The sequence below is a fragment of the Levilactobacillus koreensis JCM 16448 genome, assembly GCF_001435525.1.
In the GTDB taxonomy this organism is placed as follows: domain Bacteria; phylum Bacillota; class Bacilli; order Lactobacillales; family Lactobacillaceae; genus Levilactobacillus; species Levilactobacillus koreensis.
The window spans coordinates 23,099-42,627 of the sequence record NZ_AZDP01000114.1; the positions used below are offsets into that span (position 1 = coordinate 23,099).

At 49.0% G+C, this 19,529-nt stretch carries 17 protein-coding genes; 14 read left to right on the forward strand and 3 right to left on the reverse strand.

Translation table 11 applies throughout. From position 1 onward, the window contains the following. Positions 1–971 (reverse strand): RNA-guided endonuclease TnpB family protein (locus FC99_RS10715; protein ID WP_235805911.1); only part of this gene is annotated, 971 nt, incomplete at its 3' end. Between the two features lie 206 nt (positions 972–1,177). Here FC99_RS10715 and FC99_RS10720 point away from each other — a divergent pair. From FC99_RS10720 to holA, 4 genes are read left to right on the forward strand one after another with little or no spacing between them, the layout of a single operon-like run. Next, positions 1,178–1,870 (forward strand): helix-hairpin-helix domain-containing protein, encoded by a 693-nt coding sequence (locus FC99_RS10720; protein WP_048735862.1) that lies wholly within the window; start codon positions 1,178–1,180, stop codon positions 1,868–1,870. 45 nt (positions 1,871–1,915) lie between these two features. Further along, entirely contained in the window at positions 1,916–2,395 is a 480-nt protein-coding gene (locus FC99_RS10725; RefSeq protein WP_048735863.1) for a ComE operon protein 2, read from the forward strand. Between the two features lie 56 nt (positions 2,396–2,451). Beyond that, a complete protein-coding gene (locus FC99_RS10730) occupies positions 2,452–4,680 on the forward strand; it encodes a DNA internalization-related competence protein ComEC/Rec2 (RefSeq protein ID WP_268872118.1) in 2,229 nt (742 codons plus the stop codon). Beyond that, a complete protein-coding gene (holA, locus tag FC99_RS10735) occupies positions 4,661–5,701 on the forward strand; it encodes a DNA polymerase III subunit delta (protein ID WP_191979293.1) in 1,041 nt (346 codons plus the stop codon). The genes FC99_RS10730 and holA overlap by 20 nt, the downstream gene beginning before the upstream one ends. An 83-nt stretch (positions 5,702–5,784) precedes the next feature. Here the strand turns inward: holA and rpsT are convergent, their stop codons facing one another. Further along, positions 5,785–6,039, reverse strand: a complete 255-nt coding sequence (gene rpsT / locus FC99_RS10740; protein WP_048735865.1) for a 30S ribosomal protein S20 — start codon at positions 6,037–6,039, stop codon at positions 5,785–5,787. Between the two features lie 277 nt (positions 6,040–6,316). Here rpsT and rpsO point away from each other — a divergent pair, with 277 nt between their 5' ends. The 8 genes from rpsO (at position 6,317) to FC99_RS10780 (ending at position 15,321) form a co-directional block, all read left to right on the forward strand. Continuing rightward, positions 6,317–6,586, forward strand: a complete 270-nt coding sequence (rpsO, locus tag FC99_RS10745; RefSeq protein ID WP_048735866.1) for a 30S ribosomal protein S15 — start codon at positions 6,317–6,319, stop codon at positions 6,584–6,586. Between the two features lie 218 nt (positions 6,587–6,804). Continuing rightward, positions 6,805–8,670: a ribonuclease J gene (locus FC99_RS10750; protein ID WP_048735867.1), complete on the forward strand. Its 1,866-nt coding sequence runs from the start codon at positions 6,805–6,807 to the stop codon at positions 8,668–8,670. Positions 8,671–8,740: 70 nt separating this feature from the next. Beyond that, complete coding sequence (locus FC99_RS10755) at positions 8,741–9,697, forward strand: hypothetical protein (RefSeq protein WP_048735868.1); 957 nt, start codon at positions 8,741–8,743, stop codon at positions 9,695–9,697. A 180-nt stretch (positions 9,698–9,877) separates the two neighbouring features. Continuing rightward, on the forward strand, positions 9,878–11,068 hold the full coding sequence (tuf, locus tag FC99_RS10760; RefSeq protein ID WP_048735869.1) for an elongation factor Tu: 1,191 nt from the start codon (positions 9,878–9,880) through the stop codon (positions 11,066–11,068). A gap of 279 nt (positions 11,069–11,347) precedes the next feature. Next, positions 11,348–12,658: a trigger factor gene (tig, locus tag FC99_RS10765; protein WP_048735870.1), complete on the forward strand. Its 1,311-nt coding sequence runs from the start codon at positions 11,348–11,350 to the stop codon at positions 12,656–12,658. A gap of 221 nt (positions 12,659–12,879) precedes the next feature. Continuing rightward, positions 12,880–14,133, forward strand: a complete 1,254-nt coding sequence (gene clpX, locus FC99_RS10770; RefSeq protein ID WP_156639361.1) for an ATP-dependent Clp protease ATP-binding subunit ClpX — start codon at positions 12,880–12,882, stop codon at positions 14,131–14,133. 292 nt (positions 14,134–14,425) lie between these two features. Continuing rightward, the gene (yihA, locus tag FC99_RS10775; RefSeq protein WP_048735872.1) at positions 14,426–15,019 is read left to right on the forward strand and encodes a ribosome biogenesis GTP-binding protein YihA/YsxC; all 594 of its coding nucleotides are present in this window, start codon (positions 14,426–14,428) and stop codon (positions 15,017–15,019) included. A gap of 2 nt (positions 15,020–15,021) precedes the next feature. After that, on the forward strand, positions 15,022–15,321 hold the full coding sequence (locus tag FC99_RS10780; RefSeq protein ID WP_048735873.1) for a nucleoside triphosphate pyrophosphohydrolase family protein: 300 nt from the start codon (positions 15,022–15,024) through the stop codon (positions 15,319–15,321). A gap of 262 nt (positions 15,322–15,583) precedes the next feature. Here the strand turns inward: FC99_RS10780 and FC99_RS10785 are convergent, their stop codons facing one another. Continuing rightward, the gene (locus tag FC99_RS10785) at positions 15,584–15,772 is read right to left on the reverse strand and encodes an SPJ_0845 family protein (RefSeq protein WP_048735874.1); all 189 of its coding nucleotides are present in this window, start codon (positions 15,770–15,772) and stop codon (positions 15,584–15,586) included. Positions 15,773–15,975: 203 nt separating this feature from the next. On the opposite strand from FC99_RS10785, the gene uvrC reads away from it, so the two are divergent. Both uvrC and obgE read left to right on the forward strand, forming a co-directional pair. Next, positions 15,976–17,793 (forward strand): excinuclease ABC subunit UvrC, encoded by a 1,818-nt coding sequence (uvrC, locus tag FC99_RS10790; protein WP_048735875.1) that lies wholly within the window; start codon positions 15,976–15,978, stop codon positions 17,791–17,793. A gap of 83 nt (positions 17,794–17,876) precedes the next feature. After that, complete coding sequence (obgE, locus tag FC99_RS10795; RefSeq protein WP_048735876.1) at positions 17,877–19,172, forward strand: GTPase ObgE; 1,296 nt, start codon at positions 17,877–17,879, stop codon at positions 19,170–19,172. The last annotated feature ends 357 nt before the right edge of the window (positions 19,173–19,529 follow it).

Sequence of the window (19,529 nt, forward strand, 5' to 3'; positions counted from 1 at the left end):
ATTAAGAAAGATTCTAGTTGAAAAAAGGACCAAGAACGATGGCTATTGCGCAGGGACTTAGGAAAATCACTAGTGTTGAAGGTCACGTTGGTTAAGTCTTCCAAAACGAAAAGCGTATGCGACCCATATGCCGTAACGAGTGTCTTAGCTAGCCGATGATTCACATCGGTCATCCAGCGGTTCTCTCGTCGAGCTAGTTGCTTCAGTTTTTTCTTGGCAGACTTGGTACCTTTGCTTTGCAGTTGTCGACGACTCTCTAGGAACTTCTTTCGCTTACGCAAGATCTTCTGACCATCAAAGAATAGCGTCTTCCCTTCACTATCAAAGGCAGTTGCCAGGAAGCGTAGTCCACGGTCAATCCCTACGATTTGCGGTTGATTCTTAGTATCGAAATCGCTAACTTCCTTCGTGATACCGATGTGCAGAAACCACTTGCCCCGATTATGGATCAACTTAGCAGTCCCGAATTTCCAGTTCGCGGCAAAGTATTCCTCAAATCCTTTGTTGGTGAATCCTAGCTTAGTCCGCTTACCTAGAGTGGTTATTGAGATTTGCCGCATCTTATCTACAAAAGAATAGTTACTCTGACGAACCAAGTCTGCTTGTGGTCGGTGAAACTGGATGGGGCTCACCAACCAAGTCAAATCCTTTGGGAGCTGAATCCACTTATTTTCTTCATTTTTGTAGCGATAAGGATGTTGCTTCATTTGTTCTCGAACAGTCTTATAGCGAGCCACAACCGTCCGAAAAACCGACTGAATCATCTGGCTATTGAGCGGTGATTCCTGCCTGAATCGTTTGTACAGCTGGTGATTGATTTTTAACCAGCTTAACTGAAATGCATGATCAAAAATCCATTGACTGACAACATTGGCTAATCGTTGATATTCCTGGCTCATTGCTAGAAATTGTTCTGCTTGATCAGTGTCTGGATAGAGTCTCATCTTGATTGTTCGCCCTAATTTAGCCAATGGATACCTCCCCTGTAGATTGGATTAAGTATACCACGCTTAGTCCGCTAGGGGAACACACGTTTTCCCTTAAGAGCGTTACATTCTGGCATTCATCCCGCGATTAAAATCGCAGGTTTTCTGCTTAGTTTTTAATAAAAAAATTTGGTAATTAAAAAATATTTGTCCAACTTTTACGGAGTTAAGCGTAAAGGGGGCAAATGCGAATGGAACGACTTATGGAATGGTGGCAGGAATTTTCGTGGCGGCAGCGTATCTTGGTGGTCAGTGTGGGATTGGCGATTCTGAGCCTGGGGTGGTGGTTAACGGTAGCGCGGGCCAGTCCGGAACCGTTGCCGGCAGCAATCCCGCCGGCGACAACCGTCAGCACGTCTGCGAAGGATGGTAGCCGGGGAGCTAGCGGTGGCGTGAGTGCCGCCAGTCAGGTCAGCTCGCACGATACCCGAGTCTTTGTGGATGTTCAGGGTGCTGTGAGACAGCCGGGACTGTATCAATTTGGCCCGGAGATGCGGGTTGCAGACGCTGTGAAGGCCGCTGGTGGCCTCAGCGCGCATGCTGACCGTCAGCAGGTCAACTTGGCGACCCGCTTGACGGATCAGCAACAACTTTATATCCCGGCAAAGGGGGAAAAAACAGCGGCAGGCGCGGCATCTGCACCAGCAAGCGCGGCCAAGACCACCGGGAGTCAGTCAGCGAGTCAGGCGACGGCAGTGGTGAATCTGAATACCGCAACTGTCGCAGACTTGCAGCAATTGACCGGTATCGGCGAGAAAAAGGCGCAAAAAATTGTGGACTATCGCACCGCGCATGGGGCGTTTAAGGCGGTCACCGACCTAACGCAGGTCCCAGGATTTGGCGAGAAAACGGTTGCGAATTTACAGGACCAACTAACGACGTAAAGCCGTGGTATACTGGAAAATAAATTTAGAAATGGGGACGTTAGCATGAAACGAGAGAGAATTCCTTGGGATCAGTACTTTATGTTGCAGGCACTAGTGATCTCAACGCGTAGTACCTGCAATCGGCTGTCGGTCGGGGCGACCATTGTGCGGGATAAACGGATCATTGCGGCCGGTTATAATGGCTCGGTTTCAGGCGATGATCATTGTTTGGACGAGGGCTGCTACCTGGTCGATGGTCACTGCGTGCGGACCATTCACGCGGAAATGAATGCCGTTTTGCAATGTGCTAAGTTTGGCGAAGCGACGGATGGGGCCGAAATCTACGTCACGGATTTTCCTTGTCTGCAGTGTACGAAGATGCTGCTTCAAGCGGGGATTCGTAAGATTACTTATTTGCGTAATTACCATAATGATCCGTATGCCCAAAAGTTAATTGAACTGAAACATGTTGAATTAAATCAGGTCGAGGTTGACCCGAAGTTGCTGGCAACACTGTCATTTGATCAACCGCAACACGGTTAGTGGCGCCTAACCACTTTTTCTTTATTAGCCTGGGAATAGCGGCTGTTAGTGTTAGTGTGGGTGGCCATTTTTGGGGCGGCCTGATTTTGCTACTGGTGGTGATCAGTCGAATTATTCGGCTGGGTAATCGGGCCACTTGGATCGTGCTGCTCGTGGGGCTAGTCATCTTTGGTGGCCATTTATGGTTGCAGGAACAGCGACTCGATCGGCGGCAACTTCCTATTTTGGCCCCGGCGCAGGCGACGGAATTGGCCGTGCGGGTGCAACCGGATGCGATTACGATTCGCGGTGCCCTGTACTATCTGGTAGCCACTAAGGTCAGCAACGGGGAGCGGGTGACCTTGCGGGGGCGATTAACCTCGGCCGCTCAATTACGGGCACTTCAACGCGTTCACCGGGCCGAAGTCTGGCAGATTACCGGCCAGCAACAGCGGCTATTACCGGCGACAAACTTCAATCAGTTCGATTCGGCGGCCTATTGGCGGCATCGTCAAGTGGTGACGGAGATCAAGGTCACGGCCTTAACGGAACGGACCCCGGCGCCGAGTCACTGGTGGCAGTGGTTTAGTGATTGGTGGCATGCACGGCGGGCTCAGCTGATTCGCTACTGTGAGCAGTTGCCGGGGGCACTAAAGGTGTACGCGTTGGGCCTGCTACCAGGAGCCAAGTCCGCGGAATCAATGACGGAATTACAGGGGATGCAACGACTGGGCTTGCTACATTTGTTCGCCATCTCTGGTCTTCACGTGGCGTTGTTATTAGCGGCTGCGGAATGGCTACTGGTCCATCTCCGGTTGCAACGCGAACATTGGGAGTGGTTACTCCTGCTCAGCCTACCGGGGTACTGGGTTCTAGCTGGGGCGAGTAGTGGCGTTCTGCGTGCCTGTCTGATGCGGGGAGTCCAATTAGCCGGGAAGCGATGTGCGTTTCATCTGAGTACGTTGGATACGTGGGCGGTGGCGCTTGTGGTTGGTTTGTGGCTAAATCCCGGACTCTTGTTTGAACTCGGTGGTCAGCTGAGCTATGGTCTGTCGTTAGCGCTCATTTTGCTGCGGACAGAGTCCTGGTGGTGGCGTCAGGTGGGATTAACGCTCTTGGGCTTACCGAGCCTATTAACGGGGATCTTTCAGTGGCACAGCCTGACGTTATTGGCAAACTGGATTGTGGTACCACTATTCCCAATTATTATTTTGCCCGTGACGGTGATTGGTACGGTTAGTTTTGCTTGGTTACCGGCGCTTAGTCGTGGTTGTGCGCAGGTACTGGGAATCTTTGATGGCGGTCTACAGCGGGTCGCTCAACTACCAGGAAACGTGTTGTTTGGGCGGCCATTTTGGTGGGTGGCTTGGTTCTGGGTCGGTGCCACGTGGTGGTTATTTAGCCGTCCAGCGGGGAAACGACGGCGGTGGTTAGGCCTGCTTGCAGTGAGCTATGTGGTCATGTATGGGGTCATTCATTATCCACCGGACGGAGAAGTCGCGTACTTTGACGTTGGTCAGGGGGACAGTATTTTGATTCGGGAACCGTTTAACCGGCACGTTTCCTTGATCGATACGGGTGGTCGGCTGGCTCTGCCACAGCCAAAATGGGCGGTCGCACCACCGGTCACTTATAACGCGGAACGGACCAGCATCAATTACTTGAAGAGTCGGGGCATCGATCACGTGGATGACCTGTACCTGACCCACCATGATGCGGACCACATTGGTGATCTACCGGCCTTTTTAAAGCATTTACGCGTGAAACGGGTGCTGGTCCCCGCGGGGATGGAGCAAGAACCGGGATGGGCGCGATTATTAGCAAATAGTGCGACGCCAGTGCGCGTGCAGCCGATTCAGGTTGGAAGTCCAGTTGGTCTGCACGTTTTACATCCGTTTGAAGCTGGACCGGCGGATAATTCTGGCTCATTGGCCCTGCAGGGAACTTTCGGTCGCTTGAATTTTATGTTTATGGGCGATTTGGACCGGGCGGGCGAACAGAAAATTATGACGGCAGCCCCGCAATTGCGAACGGACGTGTTAAAATTAGGACATCATGGAAGCAAGACAGCCACGGCGCCGGCCTTTATTGCGCAGTTACAACCGCACTTAGCAATAATTTCGGCGGGACGGCAAAACCGGTATGGTCATCCGAATCCGGAGACTTTGGCAACACTTCACGAGGCAGCCGTGCCAGCGATGAGCACGCAGACGAGTGGGATGATTCGGTATGTGTATACTGACGGCCGACCGGGAAAGTGGCAAACAAAATTAATTTCGAAGGGGCATGCTCGTGACAATCAATGAACTTTTAAAAACGTTAGCAACGGGCGGACACTTGGCTAACGTCTATCTGGTCTTAGGACAGGCAGATTACCTCCAGCGACGACTAAAGACCGGTTTTAAAGGCAGTGTACCGGTCGACGAACAGACGATGAACTTTGCGAGTTACGATATGGATACCGTGCCGCTCGCCGTGGCCCTGGACGATGCCATGGCCGCGCCGTTCTTTGGTGAACGCCGGGTCGTTTGTATTGATAATCCCCAGTTTTTGACTGGTGAGACGAAAAAGCAGAAGGTCGATCACGACATTGACAGCTTGCAGACGTATTTGGGCGCACCAATGGATAGCACGGTACTGGTCTTCTTTGCACCATATGAAAAGCTGGATGGTCGTAAAAAGGTGGTCAAACAACTGAAAAAGGTTGCGACCACCATTGAAATTGGCAATTTTTCTGAGCGGGATGTCCGGCAATTTGTTAATGGCCAGTTGAAACGGGATGGTTACAGTATGGCGCCGGCCGCGTTAAATGAACTGATTCAGCGGACCGATGCGGATCTTACACTGATGATGAGTGAATTGCCGAAGCTGGAGCTCTTTACCCATCCCGAAAAAACGATTGGGATGGACGCAGTCACGGGGCTGGTGACACAGACGTTGACGCAGAATGTCTTTGACCTCGTGAACAAGGTGCTGGCCAAGGATACGGCCGGCGCAGTGACACTTTATCGGGAGTTACTGCAAGCCAAAGAGGAGCCGTTGAAGATCAATGCCATCTTGCAGGGCCAGTTTCGTTTGCTGATTCAGACCAAGGTTCTGGCTAAGCAGGGGTTCAGTCAGGGACGTCTGGCGAGTGAACTGAAAGTTCATCCGTATCGAATCAAGTTGGCGTTGCAGATGCACCGACGGTTTAAATTGACCGACCTGAACCGTGCCTACTTGGGATTATTTCAGGTCGAACGGCAGATGAAGTCGACGGCCATGGCGCCCGAAATGTTATTTTCACTGTTCATGACGCAGTTTGCCGGCTATCGCGTGCCAGCTTAAATGAAAAATTAGTCAAAAAAGGGGGTCGACCAAATTCATGGTCGACCCCCTGATTGCATCATCTAATCGAGTTGATTAATTGATTACTTAGCTAAACGTGCAGCCATCCGTGACTTGTCACGGGCAGCCTTGTTACGCTTGATTAAGCCCTTTGAAGCGGCCTTGTCAACTGCAGCACTAGCAGCGCGGAATAAGTCTTCTGCGTTGTCGGCGCCAGCCGTCTTGGCTTGTTCGAAACGCTTAACGGCAGTCCGCATCGCACTCAGTTGAGCTGAGTTACGTTCGTTTGCCTTGACGTTCGTCTTTGCACGTTCGATTGCTGATTTGATAATTGGCATGAAAATTTCACCTCCGAATGAGAAATCCTAGTACCGGAAATCTTAATTTCAACGTATGTTATTATACAGAAGCCACGGGGTGAATGCAATAGGTTAGCGCGATAAATGTAAAGTAATTTTACTTGATAGGCAATGTGGCAAAAACACTTGCTATTTAAACGCGACTCCCGTATGATAGATAACTGTGCTAAGCACAAACCCTTAACTTAGTTTATCTGGCGGCCACCGCCGACTTACTCAGTTTCGGGCACTTATATTGAAGGGTGGTATATTTACCATGGCTATTAGTCAAGCAAAGAAAAACGAAATCATCAAGCAATACGCACGTCACGAAGGCGACACGGGGTCTACTGAAGTCCAAGTTGCTGTTTTGACCGCTGATATCAACGAAATCAACGTTCATATGCAACAACACCGGAAGGACTTCCATTCCCAACGTGGTTTGATGAAGAAGATCGGTCACCGTCGTAACTTGTTAGCTTACTTACGGAAGACTGACATCCAACGTTACCGTGAATTAATCAAGAGCTTGGGTCTGCGTCGTTAATTCGCCGCGCCACTCGGTCCATTTTCTTTATTGGAGATGGGCTTTTTTGTTTGCCTTAAGCAAGCTTAGCCATCTTGGTTCTTTAAAATGACAAAGTATGGTAGAATGAAAGAAGTTTAATCATGGACGAATTTAGGCTATTTGGCCTACAAGAAAACGCTGACCGACTCCTGGTCAGAGATTGAATTGAAACTATCAAAGATACTTGAGGTGAACTTATGAGTGCAAAGATCAAGATTATTCCGTTTGGCGGTGTTCGCGAAAACGGTAAAAACATGTACGCCGTTGATGTTAACGGTGGAATTTATATTTTAGATTGTGGGTTGAAGTACCCGGAAAATGAGTTGTTGGGAATTGACGTTGTCATTCCAGATTGGGCTTATTTGCGTGAGAATAAGGACCGAATTGTTGCGGTCTTCTTAACCCATGGGCATGCCGATGCAATTGGGGCACTCCCTTACTTTTTGAGTGAGTTCAACGTCCCCGTATTCGGTTCAGAAATGACGATTGCTTTAGCGAAAATTGACGTTGCTGCCGAACCTAAGGTGAAGGATTACGATGACTTCCACGTGATCGATGAAAAGACGGAAATCGACTTCGGTGACGTGGTGGTTTCCTTCTTCTCTACGACCCACTCAATTCCAGAATCACTGGGGATCGACTTAAAAACTGATGAAGGCCAAATTATTTATACCGGAGACTTCAAGTTTGACCAAACGGCTAAGCCCGGCTACCAGACCGACTATGCGCGGTTAGGCGCCATTGGTCAGGCGGGTGTCTTGGCGGTATTGAGTGATTCCGCTAACGCTGAAAATCCAGCGATGAATGCTTCAGAGCAAACCATTGCGGAATCCATCGAAGAAACGTTCCACTACCGTGATGGACGGGTCGTTGTCGCCTGTGTGGCCTCGAATATTTTGCGGATTCAACAAGTCTTTGACGCCGCAGCGAAGACCGGACGAAAGGTTTGCTTGACGGGACAGGATCTCGAAGCCATTGTGAACACGGCCATGAAGCTGGGAAAGTTGTCCTTTGACGACGATCTTTTGGTTACCACAGCGCAATTAGACCAATTGTCACCAGCCGAAATCGTCATTTTACAGACGGGTAAGATGGGTGAACCCATCAAGGCAATTCAGCGGATGGCTAACAAGCAAGAAAAAGACTTAAACATTCAGGAGGGTGACCTGGTCTACATCACCACGACGCCTTCACATGCCATGGACACCACGGTTGCCCAGACGCGGGACATGATCTACCGGGCCGGTGGGGAAGTTAAGGCCATTTCTGATGAACTGAATTCATCAGGCCACGCCTACAAGCGTGACCTTCAGTTAATGCTGAACCTGCTGAAACCCAAGTATTTAGTACCTATTCAAGGGGAATACCGGCTATTAAATGCCCATGCGAATGCGGCCATGGAATTAGGCATGGCCGCTGACCACATCTTTATCTTGGCCAAGGGGGATGTTTTGACCTATGCCAATGGTGAGATGGGACTCGGCGAAGGTATCGACGTTAGCGACACCATGATCGACGGTATCGGTGTCGGTGATATTGGGAACATCGTGTTGCGCGATCGGAAGGTTTTGGCCGACGACGGGATCTTTATTGCCGTGGTGACGATCGACCGGAAGAAGAAACAGATTGTAGCGGACCCTAAGATCACATCACGAGGCTTTGTCTACGTTAAGGCCAACAAGGACTTGATGCAGGAGAGTGCTCAGATTATTCGCAAGGCCGTCCAAAACAACCTGGACAATAAGGAATTTGATTGGGGTCACTTGAAGCAGGATGTGCGTGAACATTTGAGCCATTACCTGTTTGAACAAACCCACAGACGTCCAGTTATCCTGCCAGTCATCATGGAGGTTAACCAGCATCATCGTCGGACGACGGGTAAGGAAAAGACGCCGGCTAACCAAGCGACACCAGCTAAGGCCAAGGCCCCTAAGGCACCAAAGTCGAAGGATAAGCCAGCGCCAAAGAAAGATGTAGCGGATAAGTCGGCCCATAAGGCCCATCGTAACCGGAAACGGCGGCGGACGCCTAAACCAGCGACCACTGAAACGGATAAAGCATAATTAAATTTGACGGACCGAAAGCCATCTGGGCCTCGGTCCGTTTTGAGTCAAAGAAAAGGGGGAGACTGCCATGTCAGAGTTTACGAGTCCAGCAGCTCGCGAGAAGGCCCTTGAGGCCGCTCAGACGGACTTTAAGGCAAAAAAATGGTCAGCTGCCGCGGCAGGTTTTGAACGGCTGTATCAAGACCAGCAAACGGCCGAAGTCAATCAATACTTGGTTGCCAGTCTGTATCATGACCAGCAATATGCGGCCGCTGAACAGGTTGCTACTGAACAGGACGATATTTATTTACAGACTGCTCAGACCTTTCAGCTACGGTTAGACGTGGCGTTAAAGAATCAACAATTTATTTTTGCCCGTGAATTTTGTGAATTGGCGGCTGCTCAGGACTGGCGTGCTGGGGGACTGGCGCAGATTGCGGCAGCCGAAGCAGCTAGCCAAGCGGAACTGGGGACCACACAACGGGTGATTGCTAAACAGTTTTATCATTTAGGGGACGTGTCGTTTGCCGAACAACGACAACGGTTAGAACGGGCCCGCCAATTACCGTTAGCCCAATTTATGCAGGGCGTGCAGTATTTACTGGTTGATCCCTTTTTGCACCCCCTAATGCGAGCGACACTACTTGAAGAATTATTACGTTTGCGGACCACCCAGCCCGTTCAGTTGCATTGGTTGGACGATCAGGTTTACACTATACAGACGAAGGATCTGCGACCAGTAAATGCGAGCCAAGCTGCTGGTAAGATACACCCCTTCTTACAAGACGAGTTAGGTCAAAGTGACCCGCTGCTGGCTGCTAATGTTCAACAGGTGGTGACGCTACAGTTGATGATGCTTTATCCATTCATCGACAAGGTGGTCACGCAACCGGTCTTGTGGGTTCGGGTTTTAGCAGGGTTACCTTTGCCTGCCGAGGTGTCGTCGGCGGATTTAAATCAAATTTCTGACTGGCAGGAACGATTAAATCACTATTCGGCGGAACTTTTTGGGGCAATTGGGGACGAAAAACACGAAAAACCGTAAATTCAGCGATTTTTTAGTTTACAAATAATTCTGCAGCATATATACTGGTCAAGGATTCTTTTTTGGGAGGGTTCCAGCTTTCCCTTTCCGAAAAGAAGTAGTATAATTTTACGCAAAGGGTGATTAATTTTCGTTAGAAGGTTAATTGCGCTTGCGATAAAATACAGGAGGGTTTCATTAATGGCTGAAAAAGAACATTATGAAAGAACTAAACCCCATGTAAATATTGGTACTATTGGCCATATTGACCATGGGAAAACGACGTTGACTGCTGCAATCACTAAGGTACTTGCTAGCAAAGGTTTAGCAAAAGCCGAAGATTACGCTGATATTGATGCTGCTCCAGAAGAACGTGAACGTGGTATCACGATCAACACTGCCCACGTTGAATACGAAACTGAAAAGCGTCACTATGCGCATATCGATGCCCCAGGACATGCTGACTACATCAAGAACATGATCACTGGTGCTGCCCAAATGGACGGTGCTATCTTGGTTGTTGCTGCTACTGATGGCCCTATGCCACAAACGCGTGAACACATTTTGCTTGCTCGCCAAGTTGGTGTTGAATACATCGTTGTCTTCTTAAACAAGACTGACCTTGTTGACGATGACGAATTGGTTGACTTAGTTGAAATGGAAGTTCGTGAGCTGTTGTCTGAATACGATTACCCTGGTGACGATATTCCAGTTATTCGCGGTTCAGCTTTGAAGGCTCTTGAAGGCGACGAAGAACAAGAAAAGGTTATCCTTCACCTGATGGACGTTGTTGATGATTACATCCCAACTCCAGTTCGTGAAAACGACAAGCCATTCTTGATGCCAGTTGAAGACGTCTTCACGATCACTGGTCGTGGGACTGTTGCTTCTGGTCGTATCGACCGTGGGACTGTTAAAGTCGGTGACGAAGTTGAAATCGTTGGTTTACATGACGACGTATTGAAGACTACTGTTACTGGTCTTGAAATGTTCCGTAAGACGTTGGACCTTGGTGAAGCCGGGGATAACGTTGGTGCTTTACTCCGTGGGATTAACCGTGAACAAGTTGTTCGTGGACAAGTTCTGGCACAACCAGGCTCGATCCAAACGCACAAGGAATTCAAGGGTGAAGTCTACATCTTGAGTAAAGAAGAAGGTGGCCGTCATACGCCATTCTTCTCAAACTACCGTCCACAATTCTACTTCCACACCACTGATATCACTGGTGTTATTGAATTGCCTGATGGTGTTGAAATGGTTATGCCTGGTGACAACGTGACGTTCACTGTTGAACTGATCCAACCAGCTGCCATTGAAAAGGGTACGAAGTTCACTGTCCGTGAAGGTGGCCACACTGTTGGTGCCGGTACCGTTACGGAAATTGACGACTAATTAATCTAATTAATTAATTGTACCGCGAGGCCCGAAAAGCTCATCTTTTCGGGCCTTTTTGTTTACCATGATTCAGTTGTGGTAAATTGGCCAAAATTTTTGAGGTCGGGGTCGCTTTCATTTTCAGTCCCTTTTGACTGAAAATTCGAAACAATCCCCCGTCATTCACGGACTTTAGGCAAAAACCATTTTACAATTTGGATAGCATAAGGTACACTAATACAGTATGCAATTGATAGAATTGTAAATAGTAATATCTTTCATTTCGGAGGGAAAATAATGGCTGCAAAGTGGGAAAAAAAGGGCACTAATCAAGGCGAACTGACCTTTGAAATTGCTCCTGATAAGATTAAAGAAGGCTTGGACAAAGCTTTCCAACAGACCAAGAAGAACCTGGCTGTTCCAGGATTCCGTAAGGGCCGTGTACCGCGTCAAATTTTCAACCAAATGTACGGTGAAGAAGCACTCTACCAAGATGCTTTAAACATTGTTTTACCAGAAGCTTACGATGCTGCTATTAAAGAAGCCGGCATCGAACCCGTAGACCAACCCCAAGTGGACGTTGAATCCATGGACAAGGGTAAGGCTTGGGTTCTGAAGGCCGTTGTTACGGTTAAGCCAGAAGTTAAGTTAGGCGACTACAAGGGCTTGAGTGTGACTAAGCAAAACACTCGGGTTTACCAAAAGGACATTGACGCTGAATTAGAAAAGCAACGTCAACAACAAGCCGAATTAGTTTTGAAGGAGGACGAAGCTGCTGCTAAGGGCGACACTGTTGTGATCGACTTTGACGGTTACGTTGACGGCAAGCAATTCGACGGTGGTAAGGCTGACAACTACTCCTTGGAATTAGGCTCTAACTCCTTCATTCCTGGCTTTGAAGACCAATTAGTTGGTCACAAGGCTGGCGAAAATGTTGACGTTAAGGTGACCTTCCCTAAGGATTACCAAGCCGAAGACTTACGTGACAAGGAAGCAACCTTTAAGGTTACCATCCACGAAGTTAAGGAAAAGCAATTACCTGAATTGGACGATGAATTCGCTAAGGACGTTGACGAAGAAGTTGACAGCTTAGAAGAATTACAAGCCAAGACTAAGGATAGCTTGAAGGAACAAAAGACGACTGCTGCGCACGACGCAATCGAAGACGAAGCCATCAGTGAAGCTGTTGACAACGCCGAAATTGCTGAAGTTCCAGAAGCCATGATCAAGGAAGATATCGATCGTCAAATGGACCAATACCTGGCTAACATGCAACAACAAGGTATCGAACCTAAGATGTACTTCCAATTGACTGGGACGACCCAAGACGACTTGCGTAAGCAATTCACTGACGGTGCCGAAAAGCGGGTTAAGACTAACCTGGTGCTTGAAGCCGTTGTTGAAGCCGAAAAGATCGAACCAACGGAAGACGAAGTTAGTGCTGAAGTCAAGGACTTGGCTAGCCAATACGGTATGGAAGAAAGTGCCGTACGGAGTGCCCTTTCCGATGACATGTTGAAGCACGATATCGCTATCAAGAGCGCTGTTGACTTGATTGCTGATTCCGCTAAGCAAGACAAGAAGAAGGATGCCGAAGACGACGAGTAATCGTTAACTTACGACAACTTGACCGGGATGACAGACGGCTGTTGTCCCGGTTTTCGTATAAAAAGGTGTGGATTACCCGTGCCGAGGCGAAATGATTTTCTCACGGCGCCAACTGTGGTATAGTACACGATTGATAGGTAATCTGGTTAGTTCGATGGGTTTACTGACCAAAGTAACGTGTAATTAATTAGGCTTAAGCCTGGAGAGAAAGGGTGAGTTTATTGTTTGAAAACACCGAAACGAATGGCCCAGTAACTTGTTCATTCTGTGGTAAATCACAGGATCAAGTTCAAAAAATTGTTGCCGGACCGGGTGTTTACATCTGTAATGAAAGTATTGACCTGTGTAAGGAAATTATTGACGAAGAGTTTAGCCAAGATGCCACTCAAGAAACTTTAGAGGTACCAAAGCCAGCTGATATCGTCAAAACACTTAATCAATACGTAATTGGCCAAACTGAAGCCAAGCGGACCCTTTCCGTTGCGGTTTATAACCACTACAAGCGGGTCAACGAAATGGCACAAGCTGACGATGATGGTCCTGAATTACAGAAGAGTAACATCGCTGTTATTGGACCGACTGGTTCTGGGAAGACTTACCTGGCACAAAGCCTGGCAAAGATTCTAAATGTTCCGTTTGCCATTGCAGATGCCACGACGTTAACTGAAGCCGGCTATGTCGGTGAAGACGTCGAAAATATTCTTTTGAAGCTTCTGCAAAACGCCGATTACGACGTTGACCGGGCTGAAAAGGGCATTATCTACATCGATGAAATCGATAAAATTGCTAAGAAGTCTGAAAATGTTTCCATTACGCGGGACGTTTCCGGTGAAGGGGTACAACAAGCCCTCCTGAAGATCTTGGAAGGAACCATTGCCAACGTGCCGCCTCAGGGTGGTCGTAAGCATCCCCAACAAGAATTCATTCAAATCGATACCACCAACATCTTATTCATCGTGGGTGGGGCGTTTGATGGTATTGATGGTATCGTTAAGCGGCGTTTGGGTGACCAGACGATCGGTTTTGGTGCCGACACCAAGGAACAAGACGTGCTGGCTTCCGGCGATAGCCTGATGCAACACATCATTCCTGAGGACCTCCTGCAATTTGGGTTAATTCCTGAATTTATCGGGCGGTTGCCAATTTTAACGGCTTTGGAAAAGCTGGACGAGAACGACTTGGTTCGCATCTTAACGGAACCCAAGAACGCCTTGGTCAAGCAATACGAAAAGCTGTTATCTCTGGATGGCGTAGAACTCCAATTCCAGCCGGCTGCGCTTCGTGAAATGGCCAAGTTGGCAATTTCACGGAATACCGGTGCTCGTGGCTTGCGGTCGATCATTGAAGACGTTATGCGTGACATTATGTTTGATCTGCCAAGTCGTAACGATGTGGCTAAGGTCATCATTACCGCGCAAACGGTCACGGATCATGCCGAACCAGAATTGGTTTTAAAGGATCAAAAGGCGTCATAATTTTAGAGCCGAGTAAAAGATCAGCTGCGGCTGGTCTTTTTTTATGGAATCATGTCGTTGAAATCGGGTCACTAGCGCCCACAACAGGTGAAATTCCTGGCAACCGGCGCGTGGCAATTTTTAGCCAATCTGGTTTAGCTGGCTGTTTAGAATTAATTTTAAAGCAATCAAAAGGCCGGACACACTGCTTTTGAACCGTTTTCCCAGCAGGTAAAGGGCAAGAAGGAGCTGCTGTCACCGGAAATTCTGTGTTAGAATGGTGAAAGATATTTTGGAGAGGATGGCACAACTAATGGAAGTAAATCACGTGGAATTAGTCATGAGTGCGGTTGATCCCGCGCAATATCCAACGACGGGGTACCCAGAGATCGCCTTTGTCGGGCGGTCCAATGTGGGGAAGTCGTCACTGACCAACGTCCTCATCAACCGGCGCTCATACGCCCGGACCTCAAGTCAGCCGGGTAAAACGCAGACCCTTAACTTTTATAACGTGGAGGACAAGCTCTACTTTGTCGATGTTCCTGGCTACGGTTACGCGAAGGTTTCCAAGTCAGAACGTGAAAAGTGGGGACAAATGATCGAAACGTATCTGACGCAACGCGACCAGTTGCGTGGGGTGGTCTCGTTAGTTGATGCCCGGCATGCGCCAACTGCGGATGATATTCAAATGTACCAGTGGCTAGCCTACTATGATTTGCCAACGCTGATCGTTGCAACGAAGAGTGACAAGATTGCGCGCGGCAAGTGGAATCAGGCGGTTAGCCAAATTAAGAAGTCCATGGGCTTGCAGAACACCAACAACATCATTATGTTCTCGGCACCCAAAAAGATCGGCAAGGACGCCGTCTGGAATTGGATTGAAGATCAAGCCTTTGGGGAGGAATAAACGTGGAATTTAATGATTATCAAAAAGCTGCTAACCGGACACTGTACGGTAATGAGCAGGTTCTAACGAATTGTGCACTAGGTCTAGCTGGGGAATCCGGCCAAGTCGTTGAGCTGGTCAAACGCTATACCTTTCATGGTAAGGACCTCGATCACGATGCACTCGTCAAAGAAATGGGCGATGTGTTGTGGTATCTGAGTCAAATCGCCCAGTGGGCAGACATTGACTTTGATGAGGTGGCTCAAGATAACATTAAGCGACTGAATGAACGCTATCCACACGGGTTTCAACCAACTCGCTAATTTGAAATAGTCGAAATTGGGCGATATGGTGATGTCATTGCCCTATCAGCCAGCGGAGACGCGCCTGAGACCATATCCGCTGACACGCGTGTCCTTTGGCAATGATGACGGATCTTTGAGAGCGGCGACTGAGGTCACGCTTAAGGTAGGCCAGGTTAATGTTAGCGTGGACGGCACTTTTGGTAGTCCGCGCGTGACTAATTTGAATGTAGTGTAAAATTAAAAGGGACCCGCGGCAGTTACTGTCGTGAGTCCCCTTTATTTAATCTGTGGCGTGGTCTTTGTCGAGTTTGGTCTGGTCTTCCTTAGTCAGACCTTTGGGCCGCTTGTCGTCCTTGTGGGCGTCTTGACGCTTGAGAAACTTGTCGCGTTTGACGTCAGTGGGATCCATTTGCGCAAACTTGCCGAACATGGAGTCCAAGTCATCTTGTCGTTTAACTTTAAGTGCCAATTCAGCCACCTCCTTGCTTGTTTGCAGTTATCATAGCAGAATTACGATCGTTTGTCATTTTTCAGTTCGGTTACGAATGGTAGCTGATTAAATTTGCGGTCGGTGTGCGGTCAGGTAGGTTAGGGAGTGAATTGCTTGCACCAAACACGCATTCGGCTTATACTTTATAGGCTATTTAATGGACGAAACGGGAGGGATGCGCCTTGGCATCAGAGTATCTAGAACACAAGCTGGCATTATTGCCGGGACTTCCCGGCTGCTACCTCATGAAAAATATTAACAGTCAGATTATTTACGTGGGGAAGGCTAAGAATTTAAAGAACCGGGTTCGCTCTTACTTTAAGAGTAGCCATACCGGGAAGACCGCACAGTTGGTCAGTGAAATTGTGGACTTCGAGACGATTATTACGTCGACTGACAAGGAAGCCTTTTTACTTGAAATTACGCTGATCCAAAAGCACCAGCCTTACTTTAATATCAAACTGAAACGGGGGACCGGTTACCCCTACATTAAGATTACTAATGAACGTGACCCCCAGCTCATCTTGGTCAGTAACATCAAGAAGGATGGGGCATATTACTTCGGACCTTACCCCAATGTGTACGCCGCCGAGGAGACGATTCACTTTCTCCAAAAGGTTTATCCTTTGCGCCGCTGTACCGGCTATCAGGGCCGACCTTGCCTGTACTATCACATGGGCCAGTGCCTGGGTGCCTGCTTCAAGGAGGTTCCGGAAGAGGCATATGCTAAGCAGATTCGGAAGATCAAGTCCTTCTTAAATGGTAACGTGGGTCGGGCCGAGAAAGAATTGACGACCCGGATGGACAAGGCGGCGGCTGATATGGAATACGAACGGGCCGCGGACCTGCGTGATCAAATTCGCTACATTGAAGCCACGGTTGAAAAGCAAAAGATTATATCTAATGACAGCACGCCGCGGGATATCTTTAACTTCTATCTGGATAAGGGCTGGTTGTCGATTCAAGTCTTCTTCATTCGCCAAGCGCGGTTGATGAAGCGAGAAAAACGACTCTTTCCCATTGTGAACACGGCCGAAGAGGAATTGGCCAGCTTTATCGTTCAATTCTATCAGCGAAAGAATACGGTTTTGCCGCGGGAGATTCTCGTGCCTAGCAGTATCGACGGGGACGTCATTGAGGAGATCCTGCACGTGCCAGTCCGGACGCCACAGCGGGGGACCAAGCGGGATCTACTCGAAATGGCTGGAAAAAACTCGCGGCTGGTGTTGGAGGAGAAATTCCGGTTACTTGAGCTAGATGAGAGCAAGACGACGGGGGCCATGAAGGAAATTACGGATGCTTTGGGAATTGCACCCGGGCATAAGATCGAAGCCTTTGACCACTCGCATATTCAAGGGGCTGATTTGGTTTCAGCAATGGTGGTCTTCGTGGATGGTCAACCCAATAAGAAGTTGTATCGTAAGTATAAATTGCGAACGGTCGACCATGCTGATGAAACGGCCAGCACCCTGGAAGTGATTCGCCGTCGGTATACGCGTTTACTGAAGGAACATGGCCAGATGCCGGACCTTATCTTGATGGATGGTGGGGATATTCAGATGAACGCGGTCAAGGAAGTCCTCGAGGATGAATTGGACCTACACATTCCAGTTGCCGGGATGGTCAAAAATGATCACCATAAGACGGCCGACCTGTTATTTGGCCCGGATGATCACCACATTCAATTGGACCCCAAGAGTCAGGGCTTCTACCTGGTCCAACGGATTCAAGATGAGGTCCACCGGTTCGCGATCACCTTCCACCGACAAGTCCACTCAAAACACTCATTGAGTTCACGACTGGACTTGATTCCCGGCGTCGGGCCCAAGACGCGGAACAAGCTGTTACGTAAGTTTGGTTCTACCAAGAAGATTAGTGAAGCCAGCATCGACGATCTACGGGACCTGGGTATCAGTAAAGCGGTTGCTCAGACCATTCACATTACATTAGCAGCGGAGACGGCGGAGATCAAAAGTCCGCGGACCCCATCCCAACTTTGACGTGGCCCCCATTTGCCGGTATACTAGCAGGAGTCGAATTGAGAAAGCAGCGTAGGCTGGTTTAGAAAACGAGGAATAAAAATATGTTTGTAGATCAAGTTAAAATTAGCGTTAAGGCCGGTAACGGTGGTGACGGAATGGTTGCCTTCCGGCGGGAAAAATTTGTGCCCAATGGTGGCCCAGCTGGTGGTGACGGTGGTCGCGGTGGGAACATCGTCTTCGCCGTTGATGAAGGCTTACGGACACTGATGGACTTCCGGTACCAACGGAAGTTTAAGGCCAAACATGGTGGCAACGGGGGCATCAAGCAGATGACCGGTCGCGGTGCTGAGGACACGATTATTCACGTGCCCCAAGGAACGACCATCATTAATGCCGAAACGGAACAGGTTATGGGCGACTTAGTAGCGCCCGACGACTCTGTCATCATCGCCCATGGTGGCCGTGGTGGCCGTGGAAACATCCACTTCGCCTCCCCGAAGAACCCCGCACCAGAAATTGCTGAAAACGGGGAACCAGGGCAAGAATTCGAAATTCGGTTGGAATTAAAGGTCTTGGCCGACGTTGGTCTGGTTGGATTCCCATCCGTTGGGAAGTCAACGTTACTGGCTACGGTCACTAGCGCCAAGCCAAAGATTGCGGAATACCACTTTACAACGTTAGTCCCTAACCTGGGGATGGTACGGTTACCAGACGGCCGTGACTTTGTGATGGCTGATCTCCCTGGATTGATCGAAGGGGCTGCCACCGGTGTCGGACTGGGCTTCCAGTTCTTACGCCACGTTGAACGGACCCGGGTCATCCTCCACTTGATCGATATGAGTGGGCTGGAAGGCCGTGATCCGTACGAAGACTTTGAAAAAATCAATCAGGAATTGATGACGTACGATCCAGATATTCTGAAGCGGCCCCAGATCGTGGTGGCTAACAAGATGGATATGCCGGATTCTGAAGATAATTTGGCTAAATTCAAGGAAGACCTGAAGCAAGACCAGATGTTAGCTCAAGCACCAGAGATCTATGCCGTGTCAGCGTTGACGCATAAGGGATTGACCCCGTTGCTCCAAAGGACAGCCGACATGTTAGCCGAAACGCCACAGTTCCCAGTCAAGCAGCCAGAAGTGGCTACTAAGGCCGAGTACGACTTTAAGCCAGAACCTGAATTTACCATTACGCAGGACGCGAATGGCACGTGGGTCTTGGGTGGCGAGAAGCTCTTGAAGCTGTTTAAGATGACCGACATCAACCATGATGAAAGTCTGTTGCGGTTCACACGGCAGATGCGTGGCATGGGGATCGATAACAGCTTACGGGACCACGGTGCCAAGAACGGCGACCTGGTTCAAATCGACGACTTCAGCTTCGAGTACATGGCTTAAATATTGCTGTTAGGTTAGTGGGGGGCTGGTCGCACTGCGGCTGCCAGGGACTACGCCTGCTGTGGGGACGCTTCGGCCTGTGAAGCGGGCTTCTCGCTCGATTTGAAGCCACCAAATTCACGTGTCTTCAAATCGCCCATGGCCTAGGCTAGCAAAGGACGCTGGCCAAAGCCATTACCACGGCTGGCTCCGTCCCTGACTTCCTCCGGCTTAAGCTGATTTACGTTAGAAGGGTAGCGGAAGTCATGAAGTTAGTCATACTCGTATTAGGTCGGTATGGTCGGATGGTTAAATACTATTAAACCCGGATTATTCATCAACAAGATTTCTCACCAAAATAGGTAGGCCTGAATCGAG

Coding starts and splice junctions, on each gene's coding strand:
- FC99_RS10720 (WP_048735862.1), top strand. CDS start 1,178: ATGGAACGACTTATGGAATGGTGGCAGGAATTTTCGTGGCGGCAGCGT.
- FC99_RS10725 (WP_048735863.1), top strand. CDS start 1,916: ATGAAACGAGAGAGAATTCCTTGGGATCAGTACTTTATGTTGCAGGCA.
- holA (WP_191979293.1), top strand. CDS start 4,661: ATGCTCGTGACAATCAATGAACTTTTAAAAACGTTAGCAACGGGCGGA.
- rpsT (WP_048735865.1), bottom strand. CDS start 6,039: ATGCCAATTATCAAATCAGCAATCGAACGTGCAAAGACGAACGTCAAG.
- rpsO (WP_048735866.1), top strand. CDS start 6,317: ATGGCTATTAGTCAAGCAAAGAAAAACGAAATCATCAAGCAATACGCA.
- FC99_RS10750 (WP_048735867.1), top strand. CDS start 6,805: ATGAGTGCAAAGATCAAGATTATTCCGTTTGGCGGTGTTCGCGAAAAC.
- FC99_RS10755 (WP_048735868.1), top strand. CDS start 8,741: ATGTCAGAGTTTACGAGTCCAGCAGCTCGCGAGAAGGCCCTTGAGGCC.
- tuf (WP_048735869.1), top strand. CDS start 9,878: ATGGCTGAAAAAGAACATTATGAAAGAACTAAACCCCATGTAAATATT.
- tig (WP_048735870.1), top strand. CDS start 11,348: ATGGCTGCAAAGTGGGAAAAAAAGGGCACTAATCAAGGCGAACTGACC.
- yihA (WP_048735872.1), top strand. CDS start 14,426: ATGGAAGTAAATCACGTGGAATTAGTCATGAGTGCGGTTGATCCCGCG.
- obgE (WP_048735876.1), top strand. CDS start 17,877: ATGTTTGTAGATCAAGTTAAAATTAGCGTTAAGGCCGGTAACGGTGGT.